Below are 25,295 nucleotides of genomic sequence, written 5' to 3'. Positions count from 1 at the left end.
TCGCCCGTGTCCCACGCCAGGGCGGGACACCGGGCGCGACGGGCGCCTTCAGGCCTGTCTGCGGCCGCGGTTGCCGGGCCGTGAGGCGACCCAGGCCCGCACGGTGTCGGCGTACCAGTAGGGCTTGCCGCCCTCCACATGGTCGGGCGGGGGCAGCAGCCCGTGTTTGCGGTAGGACCGCACGGTGTCGGGCTGCACGCGGATGTGGGCCGCGATCTCCTTGTAGGACCAGAGCCGTCGGTCGGTCATGAGCTGCACCTCCGTACGCGCACCGCGGGGGCGGCCGGGGACGGCCGTCGGGGGAGCCGGGCGCTTCGCTGGCGATCACCAAGCCTGTGCACGGTGAACGACGCAGAGTGAGCAACGGGCAACGCCTGTCGGCCGAGTGTGACCGAGGACCCGCGTAGACGTGACGTATGTGACACGCGGGAGGTGTTTGTGACACGGCCGTGGCAAAGCCACCCACCGACACTGGTCCGAATGTCCGGACAAACCATTGACAGGGCTCCGGGTACAGGACTACAAACCGGGGGAGAGCCGTGACGAAGGGAAACCGATGGCGTACGACCTGATCACCATGGGGCGGATCGGAGTGGATCTCTATCCGCTGCAGACAGGTGTTCCACTCGCCCAGGTGTCGTCCTTCGGCAAGTTCCTCGGCGGGTCTGCCACCAACGTCGCCGTCGCCGCGGCCCGGCTGGGCCGGAACACCGCCGTCATCACCCGCACCGGCGACGACGCCTTCGGCGCCTATCTGCACGAGGCCCTGCGCGGCTTCGGAGTCGACGACCGCTGGGTCACCCCGGTCCCCGGACTGCCCACGCCGGTCACCTTCTGCGAGGTCTTCCCGCCGGACGACTTCCCGCTCTACTTCTACCGGCAGCCCAAGGCGCCCGACCTGGAGATCGACGCCCATGAGCTGGACCTCGACGCCATCCGCGAGGCGGGCATCTTCTGGGTCACCGGTACGGGACTGAGCGAGGAACCAAGCCGCACGGCGACACTGGCGGCCCTCGCGCACCGGGCCAAGTCCGGTACGACGGTCTTCGACCTCGACTGGCGCCCCATGTTCTGGCGCGACGACATCAGCGGCTCCCGCCGCGGGCCGGACGGCGCCCGCCCCTTCTACGCCGAGGCGCTGCGCCACACCACGGTCGCCGTCGGCAACCTGGACGAGGTGGAGGTCGCCACCGGCGTGCGCGAGCCGCACGCCGCCGCCCGCGCGCTCCTCGACGCCGGTGTCGAACTCGCCGTCGTCAAGCAGGGACCGAAGGGCGTCCTCGCCGTGAACCGGGAGGGCGAGTCCGCCGAGGTCCCGCCGCTCCCGGTCAGCGTCCTCAACGGACTCGGCGCCGGTGACGCCTTCGGCGGCTCGCTCTGCCACGGCCTGCTGGCCGACTGGGACCTGGAGAAGATCATGCGGCACGCCAACGCGGCCGGCGCGATCGTCGCCTCCCGCCTGGAGTGCTCCTCCGCGATGCCCACCCCGGACGAGGTGGCCGCCGCGCTCGAGGCGGGAGCGGTGCGGTGAGGGCCGGCAAGGTGGGCGGCGCCCACCACGAGGGCGGGGAGGGCATCGGGCACGCGCGCGTGGACGTCTCCGCGCTGGTCCACACCCGCACCCACCACCCCGAGGCGATCGCCGAGGCCGCCGTCCGCCGCACCCGCAGGCCGCTGCTGAACGAGGACGGCCGGCTGATGATCGTCGCCGCCGACCACCCGGCCCGCGGCGCCCTCGGTGTCGGCGACCGAACACTGGCCATGGCCAACCGCGCCGACCTGCTCGAACGCCTCTGCCTCGCGCTGTCGCGGCCCGGCGTCGACGGCGTGCTCGCCACCGCCGACATCCTCGACGACCTGCTGCTGCTCGGCGCCCTCGACCACAAGGTCGTCATGGGCTCGATGAACCGCGGCGGACTGCAGGGCGCGTCCTTCGAGTTGGACGACCGCTTCACCGGCCACCGCCCCGAGGACATCCAGCGGCTGGGCTTCGACGCGGGCAAGCTGCTGCTGCGCATCGACTACGACGACCCGGGCTCCCTGACCACCCTGGAGTCCACAGCCCGGGCCATCGACGACATGGCCGCCCGGCGGCTCCCGGTCTTCGTCGAGCCGTTCATCAGCCGCCGCACCCCCGACGGGAAGGTGACGAACGACCTGTCCGCCGAGGCGGTCACCAAGTCCATCGCCATCGCCTCGGGCCTGGGCGGCAGCTCGGCCTACACCTGGCTGAAGGTGCCGGTCACCGACAACCCCGACGACATGGCCCGGGTCATGGAGACCTCCACGCTCCCCGCGGTACTGCTGGGCGGCGAGGTCGGGGACGACCAGGAGGCGGCGTACGAGAAGTGGCGCGGCGCCCTCCAACTGCCCACCGTGCGGGGCCTGGTGGTGGGACGTTCACTGCTGTACCCGGCGGACGGCGACGTGGCCGCCGCCGTGGACACCGCCGTAGGACTGCTGTGAGGGGGCCGTATGACCAGCAATGACCTGCACCTGAGCAAGGGCTCGACCGCGGGCGCCCAGTATGTCGTCGACATCGACCCCAAACGGGCCGGATGGACGTACAGCAGTCTGCGGATCATCGAGCTGGAGCCCGGCGGCACGCATATCTTCACCACCGGTGACAGCGAGTGGATCGTGCTTCCGCTGGAAGGCGGATGTACCGTCCGAACAGAGGGGAACGAGTTCCAACTCCTGGGCAGGGACAGCGTGTTCGGCGGAGCCTCCGACTTCGCCTACGCCCCCCGTGACGCCCGGGTCCAGATCGCCTCCGGCGCGGGAGGCCGCTTCGCCCTGGCAGGAGCGAAGTGCGAGCGACGACTCCCCGCCCGCTACGGCCCCGCGCCGGAGGTCCCCGTCGAGGTGCGCGGCAGCGGAAACTGCTCGCGCCGCGTCCGCAACTTCGCCTCCGCCGACTCCTTCGACTGCGACCGGCTGATCGCCGTCGAGGTGATCACACCCGGCGGCAACTGGTCCTCGTACCCGCCGCACAAGCACGACGAACACCGGCCCGGCGAGGAGTCGGAGCTGGAGGAGATCTACTACTTCGAGATCGACGGCCCGAACGGTTTCGGCTATCAGCGGGTGTTCCCCTCCCGTGAGGGCGGAACCGATGTCCTCGCCGAGGTCCGCTCCGGCGATGCCGTCCTCGTCCCCGACGGATGGCACGGACCGTCGATCGCCCAGCCCGGGCACGACATGTACTACCTGAACGTCATGTCCGGTCCGGGTGAGACACGGGAGTGGCGGATCTGCTTCCACCCGGCCCACCTGGAAAGCACAGAGGGTTACCGATGACCTCAACGACCAGGCTCACGGTCGCGCAGGCGCTGGTCCGCTTCCTGACCGCGCAGTACACGGAGCGGGACGGCGTACGGCACCGGCTGATCGACGCCACCTGGGGCATCTTCGGCCACGGCAACGTCGCCGGAATCGGCCAGGCGCTCATCGAGTACGGCGGTGACATGCCGTACCACCAGGGCCGCAACGAGCAGGCCATGGTGCACGCGGCGGTCGGCTACGCACGCCAGTCCAACCGTCTGTCCACGCACGCGGTGACGAGCTCCATCGGCCCCGGCGCCACCAACCTCGTGACCGGCGCCGCCCTGGCCACCATCAATCACCTCCCCGTCCTGCTCCTGCCCGGTGACGTCTTCGCCACCCGCCCCGCCGACCCGGTCCTGCAGCAGCTCGAAGTCCCGTACGCGGGCGACGTGTCGGTCAATGACTGTCTGCGCCCGGTGTCGAGGTACTTCGATCGGATCACCCGGCCCGAGGCCCTGATCCCGGCCGCCCTCCAGGCCATGCGGGTGCTGGCCGACCCGGTCGGGACCGGCGCCGTCACCCTCGCCCTCCCGCAGGACGTGCAGGCGGAGGCGTACGACTGGCCGGACGCGTTCTTCGCCGAGCGCGTGTGGACCGTACGGCGGCCGGGCCCCGACCCGGTCGAACTCGCCGAGGCCGTGCGGGTGATCCGGGCGGCGCGCCGGCCGCTGGTGATCGCGGGCGGCGGTGTCCACCACAGCCGTGCCGAGGACGCCCTCGCCGAGTTCGCCGCGGCCACCCGCATCCCGGTCGCCTCCACCCAGGCAGGCAAGGGCTCCCTGCGCTGGGACCACCCCCAGGACGTCGGCGGCGTCGGCCACACCGGCACCGCGACCGCCGACGAACTCGCCCGCACCGCCGACCTGGTGATCGGCGTGGGCACCCGCTACACCGACTTCACCACCGCCTCCGGCACCCTCTTCGCCCACCCGGACGTGCGCTTCCTCAACCTCAACATCGCGCCCTTCGACGGCCACAAGCTCTCCGGCATGCCCCTGATCGCGGACGCCCGCAGCGGCCTGGAGGAGCTGACCGAGGCGCTGGAGCTGCACGCCCACCGGGTGTCCGACGCGTACGCCACCGAGTACACCGAGGACAAGGAGCGCTGGGAGCAGCGCGTCGACGCCTGCTACGAGGCCGAGGAGCCCGACGTACGGCCGACGCAGCCGCAGGTGCTGGGCGCGCTGGACGGGACGGTCGACGAGACGGACGTGATCATCAACGCGGCCGGCTCGCTCCCCGGCGACCTGCACAAGCTGTGGCGGGCGCGGTCGAGGGACCAGTACCACCTGGAGTACGGCTACTCCTGCATGGGCTACGAGATCCCGGCCGCGATCGGTGTCAAGCTCGCCGCCCCCGACCGGCCCGTATGGGCGCTGGTCGGCGACGGGACGTATCTGATGATGCCGACGGAGATCGTGACCGCCGTGCAGGAGGGCGTCGCGATCAAGCTGCTGCTCGTGCAGAACCACGGGTACGCTTCGATCGGCGGGCTGTCCGAGACGGTGGGCGGCGAGCGGTTCGGCACCGCCTACCGCTTCCGGGCCCAGGACGGCACCTACACGGGCGCCCCGCTGCCCGTCGACCTGGCCGCCAACGCGGCCAGCCTCGGCATGCGTGTGCTGCGCGCGAAGACCGTCGGTGACCTGCGTACGGCGCTCGCCGAGGCGCGGGCCGCCGACACTCCCACTTGTGTCTACGTGGAGACCGAAACCGCAGACACTGTGTCGGGCGCGCCTCCGGCGCAGGCCTGGTGGGATGTTCCTGTGGCCGAGACCGCGACCCGATCCTCCGCGGTCAAGGCACGTGAGCTGTACGAACGGCACGTCTCTACCCGACGCCGCCATCTGTGAAGGAGTAACCGGGCATGACGAAGATCGTCAACCACTGGATCGGCGGTAAGACCGTCGAAGGCGCGTCGGGTTCGTACGGGCCGGTCACGGACCCGGCGACCGGCGCGGTCACCACCAAGGTCGCGTTCGCCTCCGTGGACGAGGTCGACGCGGCGGTGGCCGCCGCCAAGGACGCCTACGCCACCTGGGGCCAGTCCTCGCTGGCCCAGCGCACCTCGATCCTGTTCAAGTTCCGTGCGCTGCTCGACGCCCACCGCGACGAGATCGCCGAGCTGATCACCGCCGAGCACGGCAAGGTGCACAGCGACGCCCTCGGCGAGGTGGCCCGCGGCCTGGAGATCGTCGAGCTGGCCTGCGGCATCAGCGTGCAGCTGAAGGGCGAGCTGTCGACGCAGGTCGCCACCCGTGTGGACGTGGCCTCGATCCGGCAGCCGCTGGGTGTCGTCGCGGGCATCACGCCGTTCAACTTCCCGGCGATGGTGCCGATGTGGATGTTCCCGATCGCGATCGCGTGCGGCAACACCTTCGTGCTGAAGCCGTCCGAGAAGGACCCGTCGGCGTCCATCAGGATCGCCGAGCTGCTGGCCGAGGCCGGTCTGCCGGACGGCGTCTTCAATGTCGTGCACGGTGACAAGACGGCCGTGGACCGCCTGCTTGAGCACCCGGACGTCAAGGCCGTCTCCTTCGTCGGCTCGACCCCGATCGCCCGCTACATCCACACCACCGCCTCCGCCAACGGCAAGCGTGTGCAGGCCCTGGGCGGCGCCAAGAACCACATGCTGGTGCTGCCGGACGCCGACCTGGACGCGGCCGCCGACGCCGTCGTCTCGGCCGCCTACGGCTCCGCCGGCGAGCGCTGCATGGCCATCTCTACGGTCGTCGCGGTCGGTTCCATCGGCGACGCGCTGGTGGAGAAGATCCGCGAGCGCGCCGAGAAGATCAAGATCGGCCCCGGCAACGACCCGGCCTCCGAGATGGGCCCGCTGATCACCAAGGTCCACCGCGACAAGGTGGCCTCCTATGTGGAGGGCGCCGCGGCCGAGGGCGCCGAGGTGGTCCTGGACGGCACCGGTTACACCGTGGACGGTTTCGAGGACGGCCACTGGCTCGGCATCTCGCTGCTCGACAAGGTGCCCACCAGCGCCAAGGCCTACCAGGACGAGATCTTCGGCCCGGTGCTGTGCGTGCTGCGCGTCGACACCTACGAGGAGGGCGTGGCCCTCATCAACGCCTCGCCGTTCGGCAACGGCACCGCGATCTTCACCCGGGACGGCGGCGCGGCCCGTCGCTTCCAGCTGGAGATCGAGGCCGGCATGGTCGGCGTGAACGTGCCGATCCCGGTGCCGGTGGGCTACCACTCCTTCGGTGGCTGGAAGGACTCGCTCTTCGGCGACCACCACATCTACGGCAACGACGGCACGCACTTCTACACCCGCGGCAAGGTCGTCACCACGCGCTGGCCCGACCCGGCCGACGCCCCGGCGGGCGTGGACCTGGGCTTCCCGCGCAACCACTGAGCCGGTACGGCGTGCCCCGTCCTCCCGCGCGGGAGGACGGGGCACGCCGTACCCGGGCTCAGCCCTGCTGCTTCTGCTGTTGCTGCTGCTTGACCAGCTCGGTGAGGTCACCGGTCTGCGCGGCGGGCGGGGCCTTGACCGTGGCCGTCTTGCCGAACTTCTCGAAGTCCATGGTGACGGTCGCGGAGCCGAACGTCTGCTTCATGCGGACCGGCAGGTCCTTGCCGTTGACCCAGATGTCCATGGTCATCGAGCCGTTGGCGCCGGTCATCTGGCTGAGCATGTTGTCCTGGTCGCCGTAGACGTCCTTGAGCTTGCCCATCTGGTTCGCCTTCACCACGGCGTGGTAGTGCGTCGTGCTCTGTCCGTCGACGGTCTGCTTGCCGAGGTCGTCGACGTCGCTGGCGTACTTCAGGGCCTTCATGGAGGCCACCGGGCTGCCGCCGCCGGTGCCGCCGGCCATCGCCTGGCCGCCCTTCTCGCCGAACACGGCCGAGCCGTCGATCTTCATCCACTCCTTGCCCTTGAGCGGGCCGGAGGGCTGCGGGTCGATGTCGTAGTAGTACGCGCCGTCCACGAAGAGCGTGCGGACCGTCGGCGAGCTCGTCAGCGTCTGCATCTGGGCGGCCTTGGTGTCCATCTTGACGTCGAAGGCGAAACCGTCGCCCCAGGAGTACGTGCCGTTCATGGCGATCGGGCCCGTACCCGTGCCCAGGTCGGTGCTCATCTTCACCTCGGCCGAGCCCAGGTTCTGCGTCCGGTCCGTGGCCCGCGCCAGTGCCGCCATCGCCTTGTCGGCGTTGTCCACGGCCTTGGCCGCCGACTTCGCGCCCTCGGTGCCGCACGCGGAGGTCGCCAGCAGCGCCGCCGCCGTACACCCCACCCAGGCCACGGTGTGCTTCAGCTTCATGGTTCCCCACCCCTGAATTTGCTGTGTGCTGTTTGTGATTCCTTGACTCTAGCGGGCCCCACCGACAGTCGTGCGACCGCTTTACGGCGTCCGTATAGCGGACGCTGCTACTTTTTTTGCCGTTCGTCCTGCGATTCTCGTATGGGCCACAGGTGCCGAATTGCCTGCACCTTGCTGCTGTTTACGTGATCCAAGAGCCTGTTGATCTTCGAATTTCGTAGGTAAACACCCATTGACGCGCCGGTTTTCGTCGGGGTTCCATCAGCGCCGGGAGCGACAGAAGGACGTAAGACGCGAGCCGCCGGAGGCGATAACGCTCCCGCCCCCACCACCACCGCACGAGTCGATCGGAACCGCCGCATGACCGACACGCTCCGCCCCGTCGAGACCGCCGTCCTGGACGGGAGCTCGGACGCCCCTCAGAAGCTCAAGCGTTCCATCGGAGTGGTCGGCGGCACCCTGCTGACCCTGTCGTGCGTGACGCCCGCCTCCACGCTCTTCGTGGTGGTCCCGGACCTGTTCGGCTCGCTCGGCACCGCGACGGCCCTGACGATCGCCATCGGCTCCCTCCTCTGTATCGCCGTGGCGTTCTGCTACTCGGAGCTGGGCACCCTCATCCCCAGCGCCGGCGGCGAGTACGCCATGGTCTCGACGATGGCCGGACGCCTGGCGGGCTGGCTGGTCTTCGTGCTGTCCCTGCTGGTCGTGATGATCGTCCCGCCGGTGATCGCGATGGGCACGGCCGACTACCTGGCGCCGATCGTGCACCTCGACCCGGCGATGACCGGCGCCGGCGTCATGCTCCTCGCCACCCTCGCCGGCCTGCTCGACCTGCGGGCCAATGCCTGGATCACCGGTGTCTTCCTGGTCCTGGAGGTCATCGCCGCCGGTGTCGTCGCCATGCTCGGCTTCACCCACGGCCACCGCGGCCTCGGCAGCCTCACCTCGATGCAGGTCGCGGGCGGCAACGGACACACGGACACCGTGACGGCCATGCTGGTCATCTCCGGCCTGGCGATCGCCCTCTTCGTCACCCAGGGCTTCTCGACCGCCGTCTACCTCTCCGAGGAGCTGGAGCACCCGCGCCGCAACGTCGCCCGCACCGTCCTGGCCACCCTCGCCATCTCCACCGTGATCATCCTGGTCCCGGTCGTCGCCATCACCATGGGCGCCTCCGACATCAAGGAGCTGACCGGCGGCGACATCAGCACCATGGTCACCGCCTGGTCCAACTCGGCCGTCGGCACCTTCGTCAGCCTCTGCGTGGCCCTCGCGATCATCAACGCGGGCATCGTCATGGTCATCCAGAACTCCCGCGTCCTGTTCGCCTCCGCCCGCGACAAGGCCTGGCCCGAGCCGGTCAACAACGTCTTCTCCAAGCTCGGCCGCTTCGGCTCCCCCTGGGTCGCCACGCTCGCGGTGGGCGTGCCCGGCGCGCTGCTCTGCTTCGTCAACCTGGACACGCTCTACGGCGTCACGGGCGTCTCGGTGACCGGCATGTACCTGCTTGTCGCGGTCGCCGCCCTGCTCGCCCGCCGCGGCCACCACAAGCACACGCCCGCCTGGCGCATGCCGCTGTGGCCCGTGATGCCGGTCCTGCTGATCGTCGTCCTGGCGGACATCCTCACCCAGCAGGAGACCACCTACCTGCTGTGGACCGGCGGCATCACCGCCGTCGCCACCCTCTACTGGGTCTTCTACCTCCGCCCGCGCGGCGAGACCCGCTGGCTGGTGTCGATCCCGGAGGACGCGCAGCCGTAACTCCGGCTCAGCCGAAGTCCCAGGTCACCACCGAGCACGTACCGTCGTCCTTGCCGCCCGCACTGCGATAGGCGGCAAGGGCGATGTCGTTCCCGGCGTCGACCAGGACCCACATGCCGTAGCAGCCCAGCTCCCGGGCCAGCGCGGTGAGCCGGCCGACCAGCGCACGCCCGATGCCCCGGCGCCGGTACGGCTCCGCGACCGCGAGTTCGTACAGGAACATCTCGGTGCCCTTGTCCGGGTGGATGGTCTCCACGCCGCTGACGAAGCCGACGGGGGCGGTCCCGCCGTTCCCGCCGTCCTCTTCATACGCGAGGAACAGATGGTGTCCGGCGGCGGTCAGGAAACGCTCGGCCCACTCCGTGCGGACCGGATGGTCGAACAGATGCTCGGCCGCGGCGACTTCGGCGACCGTGGTGGCACGACGGATGTCCATGCGCCTTCGTACCACGACCGAAGTACGCCGGAGGAGCCCTCTACTCCCGCAGGAGGGCAGGGGGTTCAACCCGGTGGCCGCATCGGTTGTCGGCGGCGGCCCGTACCGTTGACTCATGGATCTTCGAGTGCCCGGATTCCGGGGCTGCTTCGGGGCCGCGGCGGCTGATGGCCGCCGCGGCCGTCGTCGTCGTGCTCGCCGGCGCCGGTACGTGGACGGCGGTCGCCTCCGACGACCCGCCCCCGGTGCGCCGGGCCGACCGGGTCGTCACGACCGGCGACGGGGTGCGCATCGACACCTCGTACTTCACCTCCGCCACCGCCGTCCGCCGCCCGGCCGTCCTGCTGGGGCACGGCTTCGGCGGCAGCAAGGACGACGTACGGCAGGAGGCCGAGGACCTCGCCCGGGACGGATACGCGGTGCTGACCTGGTCCGCGCGCGGCTTCGGCAGATCGACCGGGAAGATCGGGCTGAACGACCCCGAGGGCGAGGTCGCCGACGTCTCCCGGCTCATCGACTGGCTGGCGAAGCAGCCCCAGGTGCGGCTCGACAAGAGCGGCGACCCGCGCGTGGGCGTGGCCGGCGGCTCGTACGGCGGAGCCATCTCCCTGCTCGCCGCCGGGCACGACGACCGGGTGGACGCCATCGCCCCGGCGATCACCTACTGGAACCTCGCGGACGCCCTGTTCCCGGACGGTGTGTTCAAGAAGCTCTGGGCCGGGATCTTCTTCAACTCCGGCGGCGGCTGCGACCGGTTCGAGCCCGCGCTGTGCCGGATGTACGACCGGGTCGCCGAGTCGGGCAGGCCGGACGCCGCCGCGCGCAGACTGCTGGAGGAGCGCTCGCCGTCCGCCGTCGCCGACCGCATCAAGGTGCCCACGCTCCTGGTGCAGGGCCAGACCGACTCGCTCTTCACGCTCGCCCAGTCCGACGCGGCCGAGAAGGCGATCCGCGCGAACGGCGCCCCGGTCGACGTCGACTGGATCGCGGGCGGGCACGACGGCGGTGACCTGGAGTCCAGCCGGGTGCAGACGCGGGTGACCGCCTGGTTCGACCGCTACCTCAAGGGCGACAAGAAGGCCGACACCGGCCCCGCCTTCCGGATCACCCGCACCGGAGGCGTGGACTCCACCGACGGCGCCGCCCAGCTGCGCGGCGCGAGCGCCGACGCCTACCCCGGCCTGGAGAACGACCGGCGGGCCATCGCCATGCGCGGCGGCGAGCAGCGCTTCGACAACCCGGCCGGAGCCAGCCCGCCCGCCGTCTCCGCCCTGCCCGGCATCGGCGGCAGCGGTGGCGGCGGCCTCGCCCAGCTGTCCGCCCTCGGCGTCGGCGTCTCCCTCGACTTCCCCGGCCAGTACGCGAAGTTCGACTCCGCGCCCGTCACTTCGGACCTGCGGATCACCGGCTCGCCGACGGTCACCGTCCATGTGACGTCGACCGGTGACGACGCCGTCCTGTTCGGCAAGGTGTACGACGTGGGGCCCGGCGGCACCCAGCAGGTGCTGCCCTCCCAGCTGGTCACGCCCCTGCGCGTCGAGGGCGCCAAGTCGGGCAAGGACGTCACGGTCACGCTCCCGGCGATCGACCACGAGGTGCAGAAGGGCCACCGGCTGCGCCTGGTGTTCGCCTCCACGGACCTCGGCTACGCCTCCCCGGCGGCCCCGGCCACCTACACCGTCTCCCTGAAGGGAGACCTGAGCGTGCCCACCGCCCCGGCCGTCACGACCGCGGCCGCCGCGCTGCCCTCCTGGGTGTGGTGGCTGCCGCCGGCCGGCGCGCTGCTCGCCCTCGCCCTGCTGGTCACCGGCCGCCGCCGTACGGCGGTCCCCGCGCCCGACCCCGCTCTGGCCGAAGTCCCGCTCCAGATAACGGACCTGAGCAAGCGGTACGCGAAGTCGGCGGACCGGTACGCGGTGCGGGAACTGTCCTTCCGCGTCGAGAAGGGCCAGGTGCTGGGTCTGCTCGGGCCGAACGGCGCGGGCAAGACGACGACCCTGCGCATGCTGATGGGCCTGATCAAGCCGGACGGCGGCGAGATACGGGTCTTCGGGCACGCGATCCGGCCGGGCGCGCCGGTGCTGTCCCGGGTGGGCGCCTTCGTGGAGGGTGCGGGATTCCTGCCGCACCTCTCGGGCCGCGAGAACCTGGAGCTGTACTGGCGGGCGACCGGCCGCCCGGCCGAGGACGCGCACCTGGAGGAGGCCCTGGAGATCGCGGGCCTCGGTGACGCGCTCGCCCGCGCGGTGCGCACCTACTCGCAGGGCATGCGCCAGCGCCTCGCCATCGCCCAGGCCATGCTCGGCCTGCCCGACCTGCTCATCCTCGACGAGCCCACCAACGGCCTCGACCCGCCGCAGATCCGCGAGATGCGCGAGGTGATGATCCGCTACGCGGCCGCGGGACGCACGGTGATCGTCTCCAGCCACCTCCTGGCCGAGGTCGAGCAGTCCTGCACGCACCTGGTGGTGATGGACCGCGGCCGGCTCGTCCAGGCCGGCCCGGTGGGGGAGATCATCGGCTCCGGCGACACGCTGCTCGTCGGCACCGCCGTGCCCGTGGAGGAGCCCGTCGTCGAGAAGGTGTCCGCGCTGTCCGGCGTCGCCTCCGCGGTCCGCACCGAGGACGGACTCCTCGTCCGCCTGGAGCCCGGCGGAAGCGCGCGGCGGCTGGTCGCCGAACTCGTACGGCTCGATGTGCCCGTCGAGTCGGTCGGTCCCCACCGCCGCCTCGAGGACGCCTTCCTCACCCTGATCGGAGGTTCCGAGTGAGCACGCTCACCGAGCACACCGAGCCCGTCGAGGTGGCCTTCGGCTACCGGGCCGGGCGCACGCTGCCGCTGCGGGTGGAGCTGGTCCGCCAGCTCAAGCGGCGCCGCACACTGATCATGGGCGGGATCCTCGCCGTGCTGCCGTTCGTGCTGGTCATCGCCTTCGCGATCGGCGGTGACCCGGGCAGCCGCAACGGCCAGGTCACGCTGATGGACACGGCCACCGCCTCGGGCGCCAACTTCGCCGCGGTGAACCTGTTCGTCTCGGCGGGCTTCCTGCTGGTGATCCCGGTCGCGCTGTTCTGCGGGGACACGGTCGCCTCGGAGGCGAGCTGGTCCTCCCTGCGGTATCTGCTCGCCGCGCCCGTGCCGCGGGGCCGCCTGCTGTTCTCCAAGCTCGTCGTGGCGCTCGGGCTCAGCCTGGCCGCGATGGTGCTGCTGCCGGTCGTGGCACTCGCGGTCGGCACGGCCGCCTACGGCTGGGGGCCACTGGAGATCCCCACCGGCGGCGCGCTCGACTCGGGCACCGCCGCCCAGCGTCTGGTGGTGGTCGTGGCGTATGTGTTTGTGTCCCAACTGGTCACCGCGGGGCTGGCGTTCTGGCTGTCGACCAAGACGGACGCCCCGCTGGGCGCGGTCGGCGGCGCGGTCGGCCTGACCATCGTCGGCAACGTCCTGGACGCCGTCACCGCCCTCGGCCACTGGCGCGACTTCCTGCCCGCGCACTGGCAGTTCGCCTGGGCCGACGCCGTACAGCCGCGACCCGAGTGGTCCGGCATGATCCAGGGCACCGCGATTTCCATAACGTACGCGCTCGTGCTGTTCGCCCTGGCCTTCCGGGGTTTCGCCCGCAAGGACGTGGTCTCCTAGGTCACCGGAGGATCACCCACCGGTCTCGGCGGCCGTGTTCCGTGGCCGCTTCGAGACGCATCCGCAACGCTCCGTACCGCACGTTCCCGCCCGCCGCGCCGTCACAGTCACAGATGTCGACGTCAACGGGCACAGGGGGCAGACGAGATGGAGTGGCACAGGACACGGCGGACACGGAGTGTGCTGATCGCCCTCGCGGCGGCGGGCGGGCTGCTGCTCACCGGCTGCTCGGGCGGCAGCGCCAACGGTTCCCACAGCGAGGCGGACAGGGGCGGTTCGAAGAACGGCGGGGTTCCGGCCCCGGCCCCGGCTCCCGCGCAGAGCCAGGGCTCGCGGAAGGCACAGGGCGACGAGTGGACCACCCCCTCGGCCGACTACCTGTCCACCTTCGCCCTGGACGTGGACACCGCCTCCTACGGCTATGCGCGCCGCATGCTCGCCGACGGGCAGCGGCCCGACCCGGCGACGATCCGTCCGGAGGAGTTCGTCAACAGCTTCCGTCAGGACTACCGGCGCCCGGACGGCAACGGCTTCTCCGTCACGGTCGACGGCGCCCGCACCGACAAGCCGAACTGGTCCCTGGTCAGGGTCGGCCTCGCCACGCGCACTGCCGGGCAGAGCGGTGAACGTCCGCCCGCCGCCCTGACGTTCGTCGTCGATGTCTCCGGCTCCATGGACGAACCGGGCCGGCTGGACCTCGCCAGGCAGTCCCTCGACACGATGACGGACCGGCTGCGCGACGACGACTCCGTCGCGATCGTCACCTTCAGCTCACAGGCCGAGACCGTGCTGCCGATGACCCGGCTCGGCGGCCACCGCGGCGAGATCCACGACGCGATCGACGGTCTGGAGGCGCTGTCCTCCACCGACCTCGGCGCGGGCGTCGAGACCGGGTACGCCACCGCCGTCGAGGGCCTGCGCGAGGGCGCCACCAACCGGGTCGTCCTCGTCTCCGACGCGCTCGCCAACACCGGCGACACCGACCCGGACTCCATCCTCGAACGCATCTCCACCGCCCGGCGCGAGCACGGCATCACCCTCTTCGGCGTCGGCGTCGGCAGCGACTACGGCGACGCCCTGATGGAACGCCTCGCCGACAAGGGCGACGGGCACACCGTGTATGTGTCCGACACCGAGGACGCCCGCAAGGTGTTCTGCGAGCAGCTTCCGCAGAACATCGAGCTCACCGCCCGCGACGCCAAGGCCCAGGTCGCCTTCGACCCGCACACGGTCGCCGAGTTCCGCCTGGTCGGCTACGACGACCGCAGGGTCGCCGACGACGACTTCCGCAACGACCACGTCGACGGCGGCGAGGTCGGCCCCGGCCACACCGTCACCGTCCTGTACGCCGTCCGCACCAAGCCGGGCACCGACGGCCATCTCGCCACGGCCACCGTCCGCTGGCTCGATCCCGGCACCCGCGACCCGCACGAGGAGTCCGGCGAACTGGAGACCGGGGCCCTGCGGGACTCCGTCTGGAGCGCGAGCCCCCGCTTCCAGGTCACCGCGGTGGCCGCCTACTTCGCCGATGCCCTGCGCGAAGGGGACGACCGCTGGACCACGCTGCCCGGCGACCCCGGCCTCGGCGAACTCCACGGCCACGCCGTCCAATTGGCCCGTACGACGGAGGACGAGGCGGTTCGGCAGCTCGCCCAAGCCATCCAGGAGGCCGGACGCGGACTGGACTAGCGCCCGCCTCCCGGTGCTGCCGGACCCATTGACCTATGCTTACGCGTGAGTAAGTTGACCACCCGGTAAGTGCGTTCGGCAGCAGGGCAGCCAACAGCCGCGACGGGAGCCGTCATGGGCGTACGCAGGGACTTGAAGCGGGCACGGCGGCGCACCGATCTGGCGGCGCGCATCCGGGTCGAGACCGTCAGGGACGAGCACGGCGTCGTACGCGAGGCCCGCACCCCGGCGCTCGCGGCGGCCACGACGACCGGCTCCACCGCCGACCTGCCCTTCACCAACGCGGCCGAGGCCCCGGGCGCCGTGGTCCTGCGCCGTCGTGAGAGCGGCGTCTGGCGCCCGGTCACGGCGGCCGACTTCGCCCGCGACGTCATGGACGCGGCCAAGGGACTGATCGCGGCGGGCCTCGAACCGGGCGGCCGGGTCGCCGTCATGTCCCGCACCCGCTACGAGTGGACCGTCCTGGACTTCGCCATCTGGGCGGCCGGCGGCCAGACCGTCCCGATCTACGCGACCTCCTCCGCCGAGCAGGTGGAGTGGATCGTGCGCGACTCCGGCGCCCGGTACGTCGTCGCCGAGACGGCCGAGAACGCGGCCACCGTCGCCACCGGCACCGCCGGCCACCCCGAACCCCCGCGCGTCTGGCGGCTCGACGCGGACGCCCTGGCCGAACTCACCACCCTCGGCCGGGACATCGCCGACGAGGAGGTCGCCAAGCGCCGCGGCGCCCTGACCCCCGACACCGTGGCCACGGTCTGCTACACCTCCGGCACCACCGGAGAACCCAAGGGCTGTGTCCTCACCCATGCCAATCTGCACGCCGAGGCCGCCAACACGGTCGAACTGCTCCACCCCGTCTTCCAGGCGGTCACCGGACAGACCGCCTCCACCCTGCTCTTCCTGCCGCTCGCCCACATCATGGGCCGCACCCTGCAGATCGCCTGTCTGATGGCCCGTATCGAGATCGGCCACTTCCCCAGTGTCAGGCCCGACGAACTCCGCCCGGCGCTGCGGGAGTTCCGCCCCACCTTCCTGGTCGGGGTGCCGTACCTCTTCGAGAAGATCCACGACACCGGGCGCGCGACCGCCGAGCGGATCGGCCGGGGCGCGTCCTTCGACCGCGCCGACCGGATCGCCGTCCGCTTCGGGGAGGCGTATCTGCGCAGGTTCCTGGGCACCGGCAAGGGCCCCGGCCCCGGCCTGTACGCCGCCTGGGCGCTGTACGACCTGCTGGTCTACCGCCGTGTCCGCAAGGAGCTCGGCGGCCGCCTGCGGTACGCCATCAGCGGCGGCTCCCCGCTCGACCGCAACCTCAACCTCTTCTTCTCCGCGGCCGGAATCATCGTCTACGAGGGCTACGGCCTCACCGAGACCACCGCCGCCGCCACCATCGTGCCCCCGCTGGGGCCCCGCCCCGGCACGGTCGGCCAGCCGGTGCCCGGTGCGGCCGTCCGTATCGCCGACGACGGCGAGGTGCTGATCAAGGGCGGGCTGGTCTTCGGGGCGTACTGGAACAACCCGGCCGCGACCGAGGCGGCGCTGCGCGAGGGCTGGTTCGCCACCGGCGACCTCGGCTCCCTCGACGACGACGGCTACCTCACCATCACCGGCCGCAAGAAGGACATCCTCGTCACCTCCGGCGGCAAGAACGTCTCCCCGGCCGTCCTGGAGGACCGGCTGCGCAGCCGCTCCCCGGTCGGCCAGTGCCTGGTCGTCGGCGACAACCGCCCCTTCGTCGCCGCCCTGATCACCCTCGACCCCGAGGCGGTCGCCCACTGGCTGTCCGTACGGAAGCTGCCCGTGGACACCCCGCTGTCCGAGCTGGTCCGGGACCCACGGCTGCGTGCCGATGTGCAAAAGGCCGTCGACTACGCCAACGAGGCCGTCTCGCGCGCCGAGTCCATCCGGGCCTTCGCCCTGGTCGAGGGGGAGTTCAGCGAGGACAACGGGTTGCTGACGCCGTCGCTCAAGGTCAAGCGGCACGCGGTGACGGCGGCGTACGGGGAGCAGATCGAGGCGATCTACCACCCGTGACACGCGAACGGCGGGTCACCGGAAGTATCCGGTGACCCGCCGAGGCGGAGGGCAGGCTCAGCCGTTGCTGGTGCCGTTGCCGGACAGGGCCGAGATGTCGTCCAGGACGTGCGACAGCGGCTCGTCGCCCTTGGCCTGGGTCGAGTTCTCGACGCACTGCTGGTTCTGCGGGGAGGAAAGGACGTTGACGTCCTGAACCGCGACGGGGATGGCACCGACCAGGGAACCCGCGTTCACCTTGGCGGGCAGACCGACGCAGGGCTTGTTCAGCGATCCCTGGACCAGCGACAGCTGCGGGCTCATGTCACCGGCGGTGGTCGAGTTGCCGAACATCGACGTGGCGTCGGTGCCGCTGGCGGACGTGGTGCCGTTGTCGTTGCCGATGGCGAGCGCCTGGGGGGCGGCCGCGCCCGCGAGACCGGCGACGGAGGCGGCGACAGCCGCGGTTGCCCACAGCTTCTTCATGTTCGTTCCCTTCGAAAAAGCGGACTCCGGGGAGGAGCTGCGTGATCGTCAACTGTTCGGAGTGGTTGAGGTTGCGGGGGCTGCTCCGATCGGCCCAGCTCAGTCCGATCATGGGAAAAGGCACCCCCGTGTCCCCTGGGCGTGACGCAACGTAAGGCAGCGGGCCGCCGAAAACTCGGCGGCCCGCTGGTGACAACCCGGAAGGGGGTCCGGGAAGCGTCCGATCAGCTGTTGCCCGTGCCGTTGGCGGACAGCGCCGAGATGTCGTCCAGGATGTGCGACAGCGGCTCGTCGCCCTTGGCCTGGGTCGAGTTCTCGACGCACTGCTGGTTCTGCGGGGACGACAGGACGTTGAGGTCCTGAACCGCGACCGGGATGACGCCGACGACCGAGCCGACGTTCGCCTTGGCGGGCAGACCGATGCAGGGCTTGTTGAGCGAGCCCTGGACGAGCGCCATCTGGGGGCTCATGTTTCCGTACGTGGCCGAGTTGCCGAACGACTGGGCGGCCCCGACGCCGCTGGCGGAGGTGGTGCCCGTGTCGTTGCCGGTCGCGAGCGCGGGTGAGGCGGCGGCGGCCGAGGCACCCACGACGGAAGCGGCGACCGCTGCGGAGGCCAGAACCTTCTTGATCACTTGCAGTTCCCTTCTGGAGAAACCCCGTCCACCGGAGCGCCCTGCTTCAACTGGCGCCCGGTCGCATGGTTGCTGCAATTCACTCGGTCGGCCCAAACGAATTCCATGCGCCAAACAGGTCCGTTCGGGTGACGGGCCGCAACCATTCACGGCGCTCCCGGTTGAAGTGGACGCAGGAACATGCGTCTTGGCGAGGAGCCAGGACAGGAAAGGAAAGCGAAATGCTCAAGAAGGCAATGGCCGCGGCGGCTGTCGCCGCATCCGTCGTCGGTGCGTCGGCGGCAGCGGCTCCCGAGGCGCTTGCCACCGGCAACGACACGGGCACCACCTCCGCCAGCGGCGTCGGCGCCACGGAGTCGTTCGGCAACTCGGCCACCGGCGGCGCCATGAGCCCGCAGCTGTCGGCGGTCCAGGGTTCGCTGAACAAGCTCTGTGTCGGCCTGCCGGCCAAGGCCAACGCGGGCTCGCTCGTCGGCCTCGTCCCGGTCGCCGTCCAGGACATCAATGTCCTGGCGGCGCCGCAGAACCAGCAGTGCGCCGAGAACTCGACGCAGGCCAAGGGCGACGAGGCGCTGTCGCACATCGCGGACGACATCGCGGCGCTGTCCGCCAACGGCACCGGCAACAGCTGAGAATTTCCCGCCGCCCAGGAAGAGCGTTTTATCTACGCTTTGTCAATTCTGTAAGGGCGTTAGGGTGAATTCCTGGGTGCCGCGCGTTCCGCAGTTTCTTCGACCGTCTATCCCTCGTTCTACAGCCTGTCGGTCATGGTGCGAGCCGTACACGTCGTGCTCGCTCGGTTTCGGCCGTCATAGGCATGACCGCAGAGAAGGGAAAGTTCATGAAGAAGACCACTGCCTTCGCCGTCGGCATCGTCCTGGCTCTCGGTGCGGCCGTCCCGGCGTTCGCCGACTCAGGCGCCTCCGGCTCGGCCACCGGGAGCCCGGGCGTCCTGTCCGGCAACGTCATCCAGGTCCCCGTGCACATCCCGGTCAACGTGTGCGGCAACTCGCTGAACGTCGTCGGTCTGCTGAACCCGGCGTCGGGCAACGCCTGCAGCAACCAGTGACGACGTAACGCATCGCGCAGGCCACCCGGCCGCGTCACGGCCGGCCTCGGACAGTTCGACCCCTCGATCTCCCGATCTTTCGATCCCTTGATCCTTGGGTTCACTCGCTCCGAGGCCGGTCCCCCAATTCTTCAAGCAGGAAGATCAACGAGATTGCGACAGACCCTGAGTAAGGGAATGGTCGCGGCTGCCGCCGCGACGAGCATCGTGTCCCTGTGCGGCGGCGTCGCGCTGGCCGACACGGGTGCGAGCGGGTCCGCCAAGGACTCACCCGGAGTCGCGTCCGGCAACACCGTCCAGGTACCGGTTCATGTGCCGGTGAACGCGTGCGGCAACTCCGTTGACGTCGTCGGCGCGTTGAACCCGGCGTTCGGCAACTCTTGCGCGAACACCTCGGGTTCCGGCACGGTCGGCACCACCGGCGCGTCGGCGTCCGGCTCCACGGCCAACTCGCCCGGAGTCGCGTCCGGCAACACCGTCCAGGCGCCGGTTCATGTGCCGGTGAACGCGTGCGGCAACTCCGTTGATGTCGCCAGCCTGTTGAACCCGGCGTTCGGCAACTCTTGCGCGAACACCTCGGGCTCCGGCAGCGCCACCACCGGCGCGTCGGCGTCCGGCACCTCGACGGACTCGCCCGGAGTCGGCTCCGGCAACACCGCGCAGGTGCCGGTGGACGTACCGGTGAACGTGTGCGGTGACTCCGCGAACGTGATCGGCGTACTCAACCCCGTCTTCGGGAACGGCTGCGCCAACACCGGCACTCCGCCGGGCAGGACCAGTACGCCGGTGACTCCGCCGAGCACGACGACACCGCCGGTCACCCCGCCGGGGACGACCACGCCGCCCGTGACCCCGCCGAGGACGACGCCGCCGGTCACCCCGCCGGGGACGACCACGCCACCGGTGACTCCGCCGGTGACGCCCCCGGTGACGCCACCGGTCACGCCTCCCGTGACGCCGCCGGTGACGCCACCGGTCACGCCTCCCGTGACGCCGCCGGTGACGCCCCCGGGCACGACGCCCGTGACTCCGCCGCGTACGACGACGCCGGTGGCCCCGCCCCGTACCGTGACTCCGCCGCGTACCGCCACGCCGGCGGCGACGCCTCTCACCACCCCCAGCGGTGATGACCAGGCAGCGCCGCCCCAGCTGGCGCGCACCGGTACGGAGGCCACGCTCGCCGCCTCCGCCGCCAGCCTGGCGCTGGTCATGGGCGGGACGATCCTGTACCGGCGAGGCCGAGCCACGTCCCGTCGGTAGTTCTCCGGGTGCCGGGCCGCCAACGCCCGGCACCCGTGTTCTTCAGCGCGCGCCCGCTTCGGCGCCGTACCTCGCGCACGTGCGTGCGGGCCGTGAAGGCCGCCGCCGTGCGCGCAGTGTTCGTGCTTGCTTGTCATGCGCAGGTGGAGCACGCGTCGGCGCGGCGGGTGTTGCCCCGCAACTCCGGCCGCTATCCGTACTAATTCCAAAGAAAACAGGCGACTGTGTCTGATTCGTGAAGATGGTGACTCACTTCTCGGATCACTCCTTTGGGGGCACAACTCGCAGGAGCGCCACGCGTTGACACAACGCCGGGCATCCCCGTCCGGATGTTTGTCTCGACCCCAAGGAGCACCTCTCCATGTCGCGTATCGCGAAGGGCCTGGTTCTGACCACCGCCGCTGCCGCTGCCGTTGCCGGCGGTGCTGGCATCGCCGCTGCCGACAGTGGCGCGCAAGGCACCGCCAGCAACTCGCCGGGCGTGCTGTCGGGCAATGTCGTCCAGGTTCCGGTCCACGTGCCGGTCAACGTCTGCGGCAACACCGTTGACGTGGTCGCCCTGCTGAACCCTTCGTTCGGCAACGCCTGCACCAACGGCTGACGTCGCAGCACACCCCTTCGGCCGGCCGTCCGTCCGCGGTTTCCCCGCGGGAGGGCGGTCGGCTTGCGTCTGCCCGCACCGGGGCGCCGACGGCCGTACTCCGGCGGAGATTTCGTATCCCTTCCGGGTACGGGGTTTCCGCCCCGCCCGGAACTCGTTGCACACGGCGTCGGACTCACCCGAGGTGACTTGAGTCGCCGAGAAAGGAACACGATGAAGTCCCTGAAGGCTGCCGCTGTCGTTGCCGGTTCCCTGGCCCTCACCGGCGCCGCTGCGCCCGCGTTCGCCCACAGCACCGCCGACCTCACGCCCACCAGCCTCAACGGCGGCGTGAACACGCTCACCAAGGGTCCGCTCGAGCTGAACGACGTGATGCCGCTGCAGCATCAGTCGGACGCCCTCGACAGCGAGAACAAAGGCTCTGCGCTCAACGCGGTGAAGGGTGTGACCGGTGCCCTCAACCAGCACAGCCCGCTGCTGGGCGGTCTGCCGCTGCAGAGCTGACCCGCACGTGGGACGTTCGAGGGGCGTCGAGGGATGTCGAGGGACGTTGACGGACGTTGGAGAAAAGACGAGGGACGTCAAGAGGCGACGTCCCTCGTTCGTGTGGAGGCCCCCAGCGGTATCCGCCGGTCGGGTGATGACGCGCCGGGCCGCCCGCCGACCCGTGGATAAGGTCGCGCGGTGACCTCAACCTCAAGCGCAACGCGCCCCTTCCGCGTCGCCGACGTCGGCACCCTCGTCGTACTCCCCTGGAGCGGACCGGGCCCCGACGGAACCGACATGCCGTACCTGCTGGCCTACTCCCTCGGGGACGCACAGGGCGGCCCGGCGGCGACCGCGGCGGCGATCGAGCGGCTGCTGGCGCTCAACGGCCTGCGGGCCGACGGGGACCTGGTCGACGCCGCCGAGAAGTCCGGCCTGCCGGTGACCCTGCTCGTCGAGGCCGGTCAGGCCGTGCTCACCACGCCGCAGTTCAGGGCCCAGTGCGCAGCGCCGCCGGAGTGGCTCGCGGCGGTGGCCCGACGCGGCCACGCCCACCTCGTGTTCACCACCCGCCCGTGGCCCGGGGCCCGTCCCGGTGAGCCGGTCGCCCCGGAGGCGCTGATCGCGTTCGCGGGCGCCGAGGAGACCCTGAACGCCGCCGCGCACGTCCTCCTGCCGGCCCGCAGCCTGCGCGGCTGATGCGGCGGACGGCGGGCACCGGCCGCGCCTTCGCGCTGATGCTGGTGCTCACGGGGGCGGCCGGGCTGCTGGCCTCCTGGATCATCACCATCGACAAGTTCAAACTGCTGGAGAACCCGGCCTTCGTCCCGGGGTGCAGCCTGAACCCGGTGGTCGCCTGCGGCAATGTGATGAAGAGCGACCAGGCCGCGGCCTTCGGCTTCCCCAACCCGATGCTGGGCCTGGTGGCCTACGGCATCGTGATCTGTGTCGGCATGAGCCTGCTGGCCGGGGCCGCGTTCCCCGGCTGGTACTGGCTGACCTTCGAGGCCGGGTGCCTGTTCGGCATCGGTTTCGTGTCGTGGCTGCAGTTCGAGTCGCTGTACCGGATCAACGCGCTGTGCCTGTGGTGCTGTCTGGCCTGGGTCGCCACGATCATCATGTTCTGGTACGTGACGTCCTTCAACGTGCTCAACGGCTTCCTGCCCGCACCGGAGGCGTTGAAGGCATTCCTCGCCGAGTTCACCTGGGTGCTGCCGCTGCTGCACATCGGCATCGTCGGCATGCTGATCCTCACCCGCTGGTGGGACTTCTGGACGAGCTGACCCCGGCTCAGGGCAGCCGTCGTACCGGCGAACCCGCCAGGTACGCGCGGATGTTCTCGACCGCCTGGCCGTAGTAGGCGGCGTAGTTGTCCCTCGAGACATAGCCGAGGTGGGGAGTGGCCAGGAGGCGGGGCGCGGTGCGCATCGGGTGGTCGGCGGGCAGGGGCTCGATGTCGAAGACGTCGACGGCGGCGCCGGCGATACGGCCCGAGTTGAGCGCGGCCAGCAGCGCGTCCTGGTCGACGATCGCCGAGCGAGAGGTGTTGACCAGGTAGGCGGTCGGCTTCAGCAGGGCGAGTTCGGCCGGACCCAGCAGACCGCGGGTGCGGTCGCCGAGGGCCAGATGGACGGAGACGAAGTCGCTGGTGGCCAGGAGGTCCTCCAGTGAGGGGGCCAGGTCGACGCCCACCTCGTCGGCGCGCTCCTCTGTGAGGTTCTGGCTCCAGGCGCTGACCCGCATGCCGAAGGCGAGCCCGACCTGTGCCACCTTGCTGCCGATCTTGCCGAGCCCGAGCAGCCCGAGCCGCCGACCGTGCAGGTCGGCACCGACGGTGGACTGCCAAGGGCCGCCCGAGCGAAGCGAGTTGCTCTCCTCGACGATGCCGCGGGCGAGCCCGAGCAGCAGCGCCCAGGTCAGTTCGACGGGCGGGGTCGAGGAACTCGTCGTGCCGCACACCGTGACGCCGTGCGCCTCGGCGGCGGCGTAGTCGATGACGCTGTTGCGCATCCCGGAGGCGACGAGCAGCCGCAGCCGGGGCAGCCGGGTGATGAGCGAGCCCGGGAACGGCACGCGCTCGCGCAGGGTGACCACGATGTCGAAGTCGGAGAGCTGTGCCGCGAGGCCGTCCTCATCGACGATGTGCTCGCGCAGCGAGACGACCTCCACTTCCCCCTCAAGTACCGACCAGTCGGCCGACCCGATGGCCACACCCTGGAAGTCGTCCAGCACCGCACAGCGAAGTCGCACGTCGCCTCACCCTCCTCGCCGGCGACTGTACCCGGCGGGCCCTGCGTGGCGATCAGTGCAGCAAACCGGGTACGGCGTTGGAGGTGCCGGCGATCGAAGGGACCCCGGCCGTGCTGCCCTCGCCGCGCAGCCGGGCCTCCAGGCCGTCGAGGACGGTGTCGAGGCCGAAGGCGAAGCTCTGGCCGATCAGTTCGGCGGCGTCGATCCCGCGCAGCGCCTCCGTGCGCTCGCGCAGCCGGGGATACCGGGCGGCGATCTCGTCCGCCCGTACCGCGAGGTCGGGGGCCGCGGCCATGGCCCTGGCCGCGGCGGCCTGGGCGGCGTCGAACAGAGCGAAGCCCGCCACGAAGGTGAATGCGGTGTTCACGGCCCAGTCGAGGTCGCGTCCCCTGAACCCGGCCGCCTCGTAGACGGCGTACGAGTGGTTCTGGAAGCGGGCCATCCCGGGGCCGTGCACGACGTACGTGCTGATCGCCGGTATCAGCCAGGGGTGGCGCTTGACCATCGCGTACGTGTCCTGGACCAGCGCGCGTGCGGCCGTCCGCCAGCCGGTCTCGACGGGGTCGAGCAGCTCGATCTCACCCCAGACCCGGTCGGCGGCGAGCACGACCAGGTTCTCCTTGCTGCCGACGTGCCAGTACATGGCCGTAGCGGCCGAGTCCAGCCGCTTGCCGAGGCGCCGCATGCTCAGGCCCTCGATTCCCGCGCCGTCGAGGAGCTCGATCGCGACTTCGACGATTTGATCGCGATTCAAGGTTTCCCGCGGCATGGAGTCAGCGTAGCCGACGGACTTGAACAGTGTTCGAGTCTGTGCTGCACACCGTGCAAGTACCGTGAAACGATCACATGCGTTCGGCCTTCTTCTCGGCCGTTCTCGCCATCCAGGACTGGCAACCCCATTGAGCGAGCCCGCCCACGGCGAGAGAGCGGTGGCCGGAGACGGAGGCGGTCGGCGGTTGGTGGAACCGGCAGAACAACCCCGAGATCGACCTGGTCGGCGCCGACCGTGAACCCGTGGCGGGCACGGTGCACTTCATCGGCACCATCAAGTGGATGGAGTCCCAGCCGTTCGGTCGACGTGAATACGACGCCCAGGTTCGGGATGTGCTCGCGGTGCCCGGCGCCGGGCCGGACACCCCGCTGGTTGCGGTGTCCCGCAGCGGGGTGGCCGACGATCTGCCTCTCGCGGCCCACTGGGGGCCTGAAGATCTGGTCCGCGCCTGGCAGTAGCCGGGAGACAGGTCCGGGGCGCGTGGCTGAGGATGCCCACTGTCCATCCCTCAGGCACGGTTCGGGCGGCGGCAGATCGAGGACGCCGATCGCCTGCCATGGCTACCAGGTTGAGGTGATCCGGGCCGCGCT

The 25,295-nt window shown here is 70.7% G+C and carries 25 protein-coding genes; 18 read left to right on the top strand and 7 right to left on the bottom strand.

Annotated features, from left to right (window positions below):
* Positions 1-48: 48 nt before the first annotated feature.
* Positions 49-249, bottom strand: coding sequence for a helix-turn-helix transcriptional regulator (locus N8I87_RS14480; protein WP_263208920.1), 201 nt, complete (start codon positions 247-249; stop codon positions 49-51).
* Positions 250-556: 307 nt separating this feature from the next.
* Between N8I87_RS14480 and iolC the strand changes: the two genes are divergently transcribed.
* Genes iolC through mmsA form a run of 5 tightly spaced genes read left to right on the top strand, consistent with a single transcriptional unit; the run spans position 557 to position 6,697 of the window.
* Entirely contained in the window at positions 557-1,531 is a 975-nt protein-coding gene (gene iolC / locus N8I87_RS14475; RefSeq protein WP_263208918.1) for a 5-dehydro-2-deoxygluconokinase, read from the top strand.
* Positions 1,532-1,590: 59 nt separating this feature from the next.
* Positions 1,591-2,466 (top strand): Cgl0159 family (beta/alpha)8-fold protein, encoded by an 876-nt coding sequence (locus N8I87_RS14470; RefSeq protein ID WP_438829322.1) that lies wholly within the window; start codon positions 1,591-1,593, stop codon positions 2,464-2,466.
* Between the two features lie 9 nt (positions 2,467-2,475).
* Positions 2,476-3,300, top strand: a complete 825-nt coding sequence (iolB, locus tag N8I87_RS14465) for a 5-deoxy-glucuronate isomerase (protein ID WP_263208917.1) — start codon at positions 2,476-2,478, stop codon at positions 3,298-3,300.
* Positions 3,297-5,180: a 3D-(3,5/4)-trihydroxycyclohexane-1,2-dione acylhydrolase (decyclizing) gene (gene iolD, locus N8I87_RS14460; RefSeq protein WP_263208915.1), complete on the top strand. Its 1,884-nt coding sequence runs from the start codon at positions 3,297-3,299 to the stop codon at positions 5,178-5,180. The genes iolB and iolD overlap by 4 nt, the downstream gene beginning before the upstream one ends.
* A 14-nt stretch (positions 5,181-5,194) precedes the next feature.
* On the top strand, positions 5,195-6,697 hold the full coding sequence (mmsA, locus tag N8I87_RS14455) for a CoA-acylating methylmalonate-semialdehyde dehydrogenase (protein WP_263208913.1): 1,503 nt from the start codon (positions 5,195-5,197) through the stop codon (positions 6,695-6,697).
* Between the two features lie 58 nt (positions 6,698-6,755).
* Here the strand turns inward: mmsA and N8I87_RS14450 are convergent, their stop codons facing one another.
* Positions 6,756-7,607, bottom strand: a complete 852-nt coding sequence (locus tag N8I87_RS14450) for an SCO4651 family lipoprotein (RefSeq protein ID WP_263208911.1) — start codon at positions 7,605-7,607, stop codon at positions 6,756-6,758.
* A gap of 360 nt (positions 7,608-7,967) precedes the next feature.
* Here N8I87_RS14450 and N8I87_RS14445 point away from each other — a divergent pair, with 360 nt between their 5' ends.
* The gene (locus N8I87_RS14445) at positions 7,968-9,368 is read left to right on the top strand and encodes an APC family permease (RefSeq protein ID WP_263208910.1); all 1,401 of its coding nucleotides are present in this window, start codon (positions 7,968-7,970) and stop codon (positions 9,366-9,368) included.
* Positions 9,369-9,375: 7 nt separating this feature from the next.
* Here N8I87_RS14445 and N8I87_RS14440 read toward each other — a convergent pair whose 3' ends face one another.
* Positions 9,376-9,804, bottom strand: a complete 429-nt coding sequence (locus N8I87_RS14440) for a GNAT family N-acetyltransferase (RefSeq protein WP_263208908.1) — start codon at positions 9,802-9,804, stop codon at positions 9,376-9,378.
* A gap of 167 nt (positions 9,805-9,971) precedes the next feature.
* Between N8I87_RS14440 and N8I87_RS14435 the strand changes: the two genes are divergently transcribed.
* From N8I87_RS14435 to N8I87_RS14420, 4 genes are all read left to right on the top strand, one after another.
* A complete protein-coding gene (locus N8I87_RS14435) occupies positions 9,972-12,575 on the top strand; it encodes a CocE/NonD family hydrolase (RefSeq protein ID WP_263208906.1) in 2,604 nt (867 codons plus the stop codon).
* Positions 12,572-13,444, top strand: coding sequence for an ABC transporter permease (locus N8I87_RS14430; protein ID WP_263208904.1), 873 nt, complete (start codon positions 12,572-12,574; stop codon positions 13,442-13,444). Before N8I87_RS14435 ends, N8I87_RS14430 begins: the two co-directional genes overlap by 4 nt.
* Before the next feature lie 147 nt (positions 13,445-13,591).
* Positions 13,592-15,133: a vWA domain-containing protein gene (locus tag N8I87_RS14425; RefSeq protein WP_263208902.1), complete on the top strand. Its 1,542-nt coding sequence runs from the start codon at positions 13,592-13,594 to the stop codon at positions 15,131-15,133.
* A gap of 114 nt (positions 15,134-15,247) precedes the next feature.
* A complete protein-coding gene (locus N8I87_RS14420; RefSeq protein ID WP_263208901.1) occupies positions 15,248-17,167 on the top strand; it encodes an AMP-dependent synthetase/ligase in 1,920 nt (639 codons plus the stop codon).
* 57 nt (positions 17,168-17,224) lie between these two features.
* Here N8I87_RS14420 and N8I87_RS14415 read toward each other — a convergent pair whose 3' ends face one another.
* Together N8I87_RS14415 and N8I87_RS14410 are read right to left on the bottom strand one after the other, a co-directional pair.
* Positions 17,225-17,632: a rodlin gene (locus N8I87_RS14415; RefSeq protein WP_263208899.1), complete on the bottom strand. Its 408-nt coding sequence runs from the start codon at positions 17,630-17,632 to the stop codon at positions 17,225-17,227.
* 224 nt (positions 17,633-17,856) lie between these two features.
* Positions 17,857-18,267: a rodlin gene (locus N8I87_RS14410; RefSeq protein ID WP_263208897.1), complete on the bottom strand. Its 411-nt coding sequence runs from the start codon at positions 18,265-18,267 to the stop codon at positions 17,857-17,859.
* A gap of 221 nt (positions 18,268-18,488) precedes the next feature.
* Here N8I87_RS14410 and N8I87_RS14405 point away from each other — a divergent pair, with 221 nt between their 5' ends.
* The 7 genes from N8I87_RS14405 to N8I87_RS14365 all read left to right on the top strand — a co-directional run bounded on the left by N8I87_RS14405 (position 18,489) and on the right by N8I87_RS14365 (position 22,966).
* Complete coding sequence (locus N8I87_RS14405; RefSeq protein ID WP_263208895.1) at positions 18,489-18,899, top strand: rodlin; 411 nt, start codon at positions 18,489-18,491, stop codon at positions 18,897-18,899.
* 209 nt (positions 18,900-19,108) lie between these two features.
* Positions 19,109-19,336, top strand: a complete 228-nt coding sequence (locus tag N8I87_RS14400) for a chaplin family protein (protein WP_263208893.1) — start codon at positions 19,109-19,111, stop codon at positions 19,334-19,336.
* 177 nt (positions 19,337-19,513) lie between these two features.
* On the top strand, positions 19,514-20,596 hold the full coding sequence (locus tag N8I87_RS44010; RefSeq protein WP_411577227.1) for a chaplin: 1,083 nt from the start codon (positions 19,514-19,516) through the stop codon (positions 20,594-20,596).
* Positions 20,597-20,957: 361 nt separating this feature from the next.
* The gene (locus tag N8I87_RS14380) at positions 20,958-21,197 is read left to right on the top strand and encodes a chaplin (protein ID WP_263208891.1); all 240 of its coding nucleotides are present in this window, start codon (positions 20,958-20,960) and stop codon (positions 21,195-21,197) included.
* 213 nt (positions 21,198-21,410) lie between these two features.
* Positions 21,411-21,701: a hypothetical protein gene (locus N8I87_RS14375; protein ID WP_263208889.1), complete on the top strand. Its 291-nt coding sequence runs from the start codon at positions 21,411-21,413 to the stop codon at positions 21,699-21,701.
* A gap of 180 nt (positions 21,702-21,881) precedes the next feature.
* Positions 21,882-22,382: a DUF5949 family protein gene (locus N8I87_RS14370; RefSeq protein ID WP_263208888.1), complete on the top strand. Its 501-nt coding sequence runs from the start codon at positions 21,882-21,884 to the stop codon at positions 22,380-22,382.
* The gene (locus N8I87_RS14365) at positions 22,382-22,966 is read left to right on the top strand and encodes a vitamin K epoxide reductase family protein (RefSeq protein ID WP_263208886.1); all 585 of its coding nucleotides are present in this window, start codon (positions 22,382-22,384) and stop codon (positions 22,964-22,966) included. The genes N8I87_RS14370 and N8I87_RS14365 overlap by 1 nt, the downstream gene beginning before the upstream one ends.
* 7 nt (positions 22,967-22,973) lie before the next feature.
* Here the strand turns inward: N8I87_RS14365 and N8I87_RS14360 are convergent, their stop codons facing one another.
* Entirely contained in the window at positions 22,974-23,933 is a 960-nt protein-coding gene (locus tag N8I87_RS14360) for a D-2-hydroxyacid dehydrogenase family protein (protein WP_263208884.1), read from the bottom strand.
* A 52-nt stretch (positions 23,934-23,985) separates the two neighbouring features.
* Positions 23,986-24,702 carry a TetR/AcrR family transcriptional regulator gene (locus N8I87_RS14355; RefSeq protein ID WP_263208882.1) on the bottom strand — a complete coding sequence of 239 codons (717 nt, stop codon included), beginning with the start codon at positions 24,700-24,702 and terminating at the stop codon, positions 23,986-23,988.
* 245 nt (positions 24,703-24,947) lie between these two features.
* Between N8I87_RS14355 and N8I87_RS14350 the strand changes: the two genes are divergently transcribed.
* Complete coding sequence (locus tag N8I87_RS14350) at positions 24,948-25,163, top strand: hypothetical protein (RefSeq protein ID WP_263208881.1); 216 nt, start codon at positions 24,948-24,950, stop codon at positions 25,161-25,163.
* Positions 25,164-25,295: the final 132 nt, after the last annotated feature.

This window comes from Streptomyces sp. HUAS 15-9, assembly GCF_025642155.1.
In the GTDB taxonomy this organism is placed as follows: Bacteria; Actinomycetota; Actinomycetes; order Streptomycetales; family Streptomycetaceae; genus Streptomyces.
This window is presented reverse-complemented; position numbering and strand designations above follow the sequence as displayed.

What these genes read in the sequence shown, in the direction of transcription:
- N8I87_RS14480 (WP_263208920.1), bottom strand. Translation starts at nt 249, where the DNA reads ATGACCGACCGACGGCTCTGGTCCTACAAGGAGATCGCGGCCCACATC.
- iolC (WP_263208918.1), top strand. Translation starts at nt 557, where the DNA reads ATGGCGTACGACCTGATCACCATGGGGCGGATCGGAGTGGATCTCTAT.
- iolB (WP_263208917.1), top strand. Translation starts at nt 2,476, where the DNA reads ATGACCAGCAATGACCTGCACCTGAGCAAGGGCTCGACCGCGGGCGCC.
- iolD (WP_263208915.1), top strand. Translation starts at nt 3,297, where the DNA reads ATGACCTCAACGACCAGGCTCACGGTCGCGCAGGCGCTGGTCCGCTTC.
- mmsA (WP_263208913.1), top strand. Translation starts at nt 5,195, where the DNA reads ATGACGAAGATCGTCAACCACTGGATCGGCGGTAAGACCGTCGAAGGC.
- N8I87_RS14450 (WP_263208911.1), bottom strand. Translation starts at nt 7,607, where the DNA reads ATGAAGCTGAAGCACACCGTGGCCTGGGTGGGGTGTACGGCGGCGGCG.
- N8I87_RS14445 (WP_263208910.1), top strand. Translation starts at nt 7,968, where the DNA reads ATGACCGACACGCTCCGCCCCGTCGAGACCGCCGTCCTGGACGGGAGC.
- N8I87_RS14440 (WP_263208908.1), bottom strand. Translation starts at nt 9,804, where the DNA reads ATGGACATCCGTCGTGCCACCACGGTCGCCGAAGTCGCCGCGGCCGAG.
- N8I87_RS14435 (WP_263208906.1), top strand. Translation starts at nt 9,972, where the DNA reads ATGGCCGCCGCGGCCGTCGTCGTCGTGCTCGCCGGCGCCGGTACGTGG.
- N8I87_RS14425 (WP_263208902.1), top strand. Translation starts at nt 13,592, where the DNA reads ATGGAGTGGCACAGGACACGGCGGACACGGAGTGTGCTGATCGCCCTC.
- N8I87_RS14420 (WP_263208901.1), top strand. Translation starts at nt 15,248, where the DNA reads ATGGGCGTACGCAGGGACTTGAAGCGGGCACGGCGGCGCACCGATCTG.
- N8I87_RS14415 (WP_263208899.1), bottom strand. Translation starts at nt 17,632, where the DNA reads ATGAAGAAGCTGTGGGCAACCGCGGCTGTCGCCGCCTCCGTCGCCGGT.
- N8I87_RS14405 (WP_263208895.1), top strand. Translation starts at nt 18,489, where the DNA reads ATGCTCAAGAAGGCAATGGCCGCGGCGGCTGTCGCCGCATCCGTCGTC.
- N8I87_RS14400 (WP_263208893.1), top strand. Translation starts at nt 19,109, where the DNA reads ATGAAGAAGACCACTGCCTTCGCCGTCGGCATCGTCCTGGCTCTCGGT.
- N8I87_RS44010 (WP_411577227.1), top strand. Translation starts at nt 19,514, where the DNA reads ATGGTCGCGGCTGCCGCCGCGACGAGCATCGTGTCCCTGTGCGGCGGC.
- N8I87_RS14380 (WP_263208891.1), top strand. Translation starts at nt 20,958, where the DNA reads ATGTCGCGTATCGCGAAGGGCCTGGTTCTGACCACCGCCGCTGCCGCT.
- N8I87_RS14375 (WP_263208889.1), top strand. Translation starts at nt 21,411, where the DNA reads ATGAAGTCCCTGAAGGCTGCCGCTGTCGTTGCCGGTTCCCTGGCCCTC.
- N8I87_RS14365 (WP_263208886.1), top strand. Translation starts at nt 22,382, where the DNA reads ATGCGGCGGACGGCGGGCACCGGCCGCGCCTTCGCGCTGATGCTGGTG.
- N8I87_RS14355 (WP_263208882.1), bottom strand. Translation starts at nt 24,702, where the DNA reads ATGCCGCGGGAAACCTTGAATCGCGATCAAATCGTCGAAGTCGCGATC.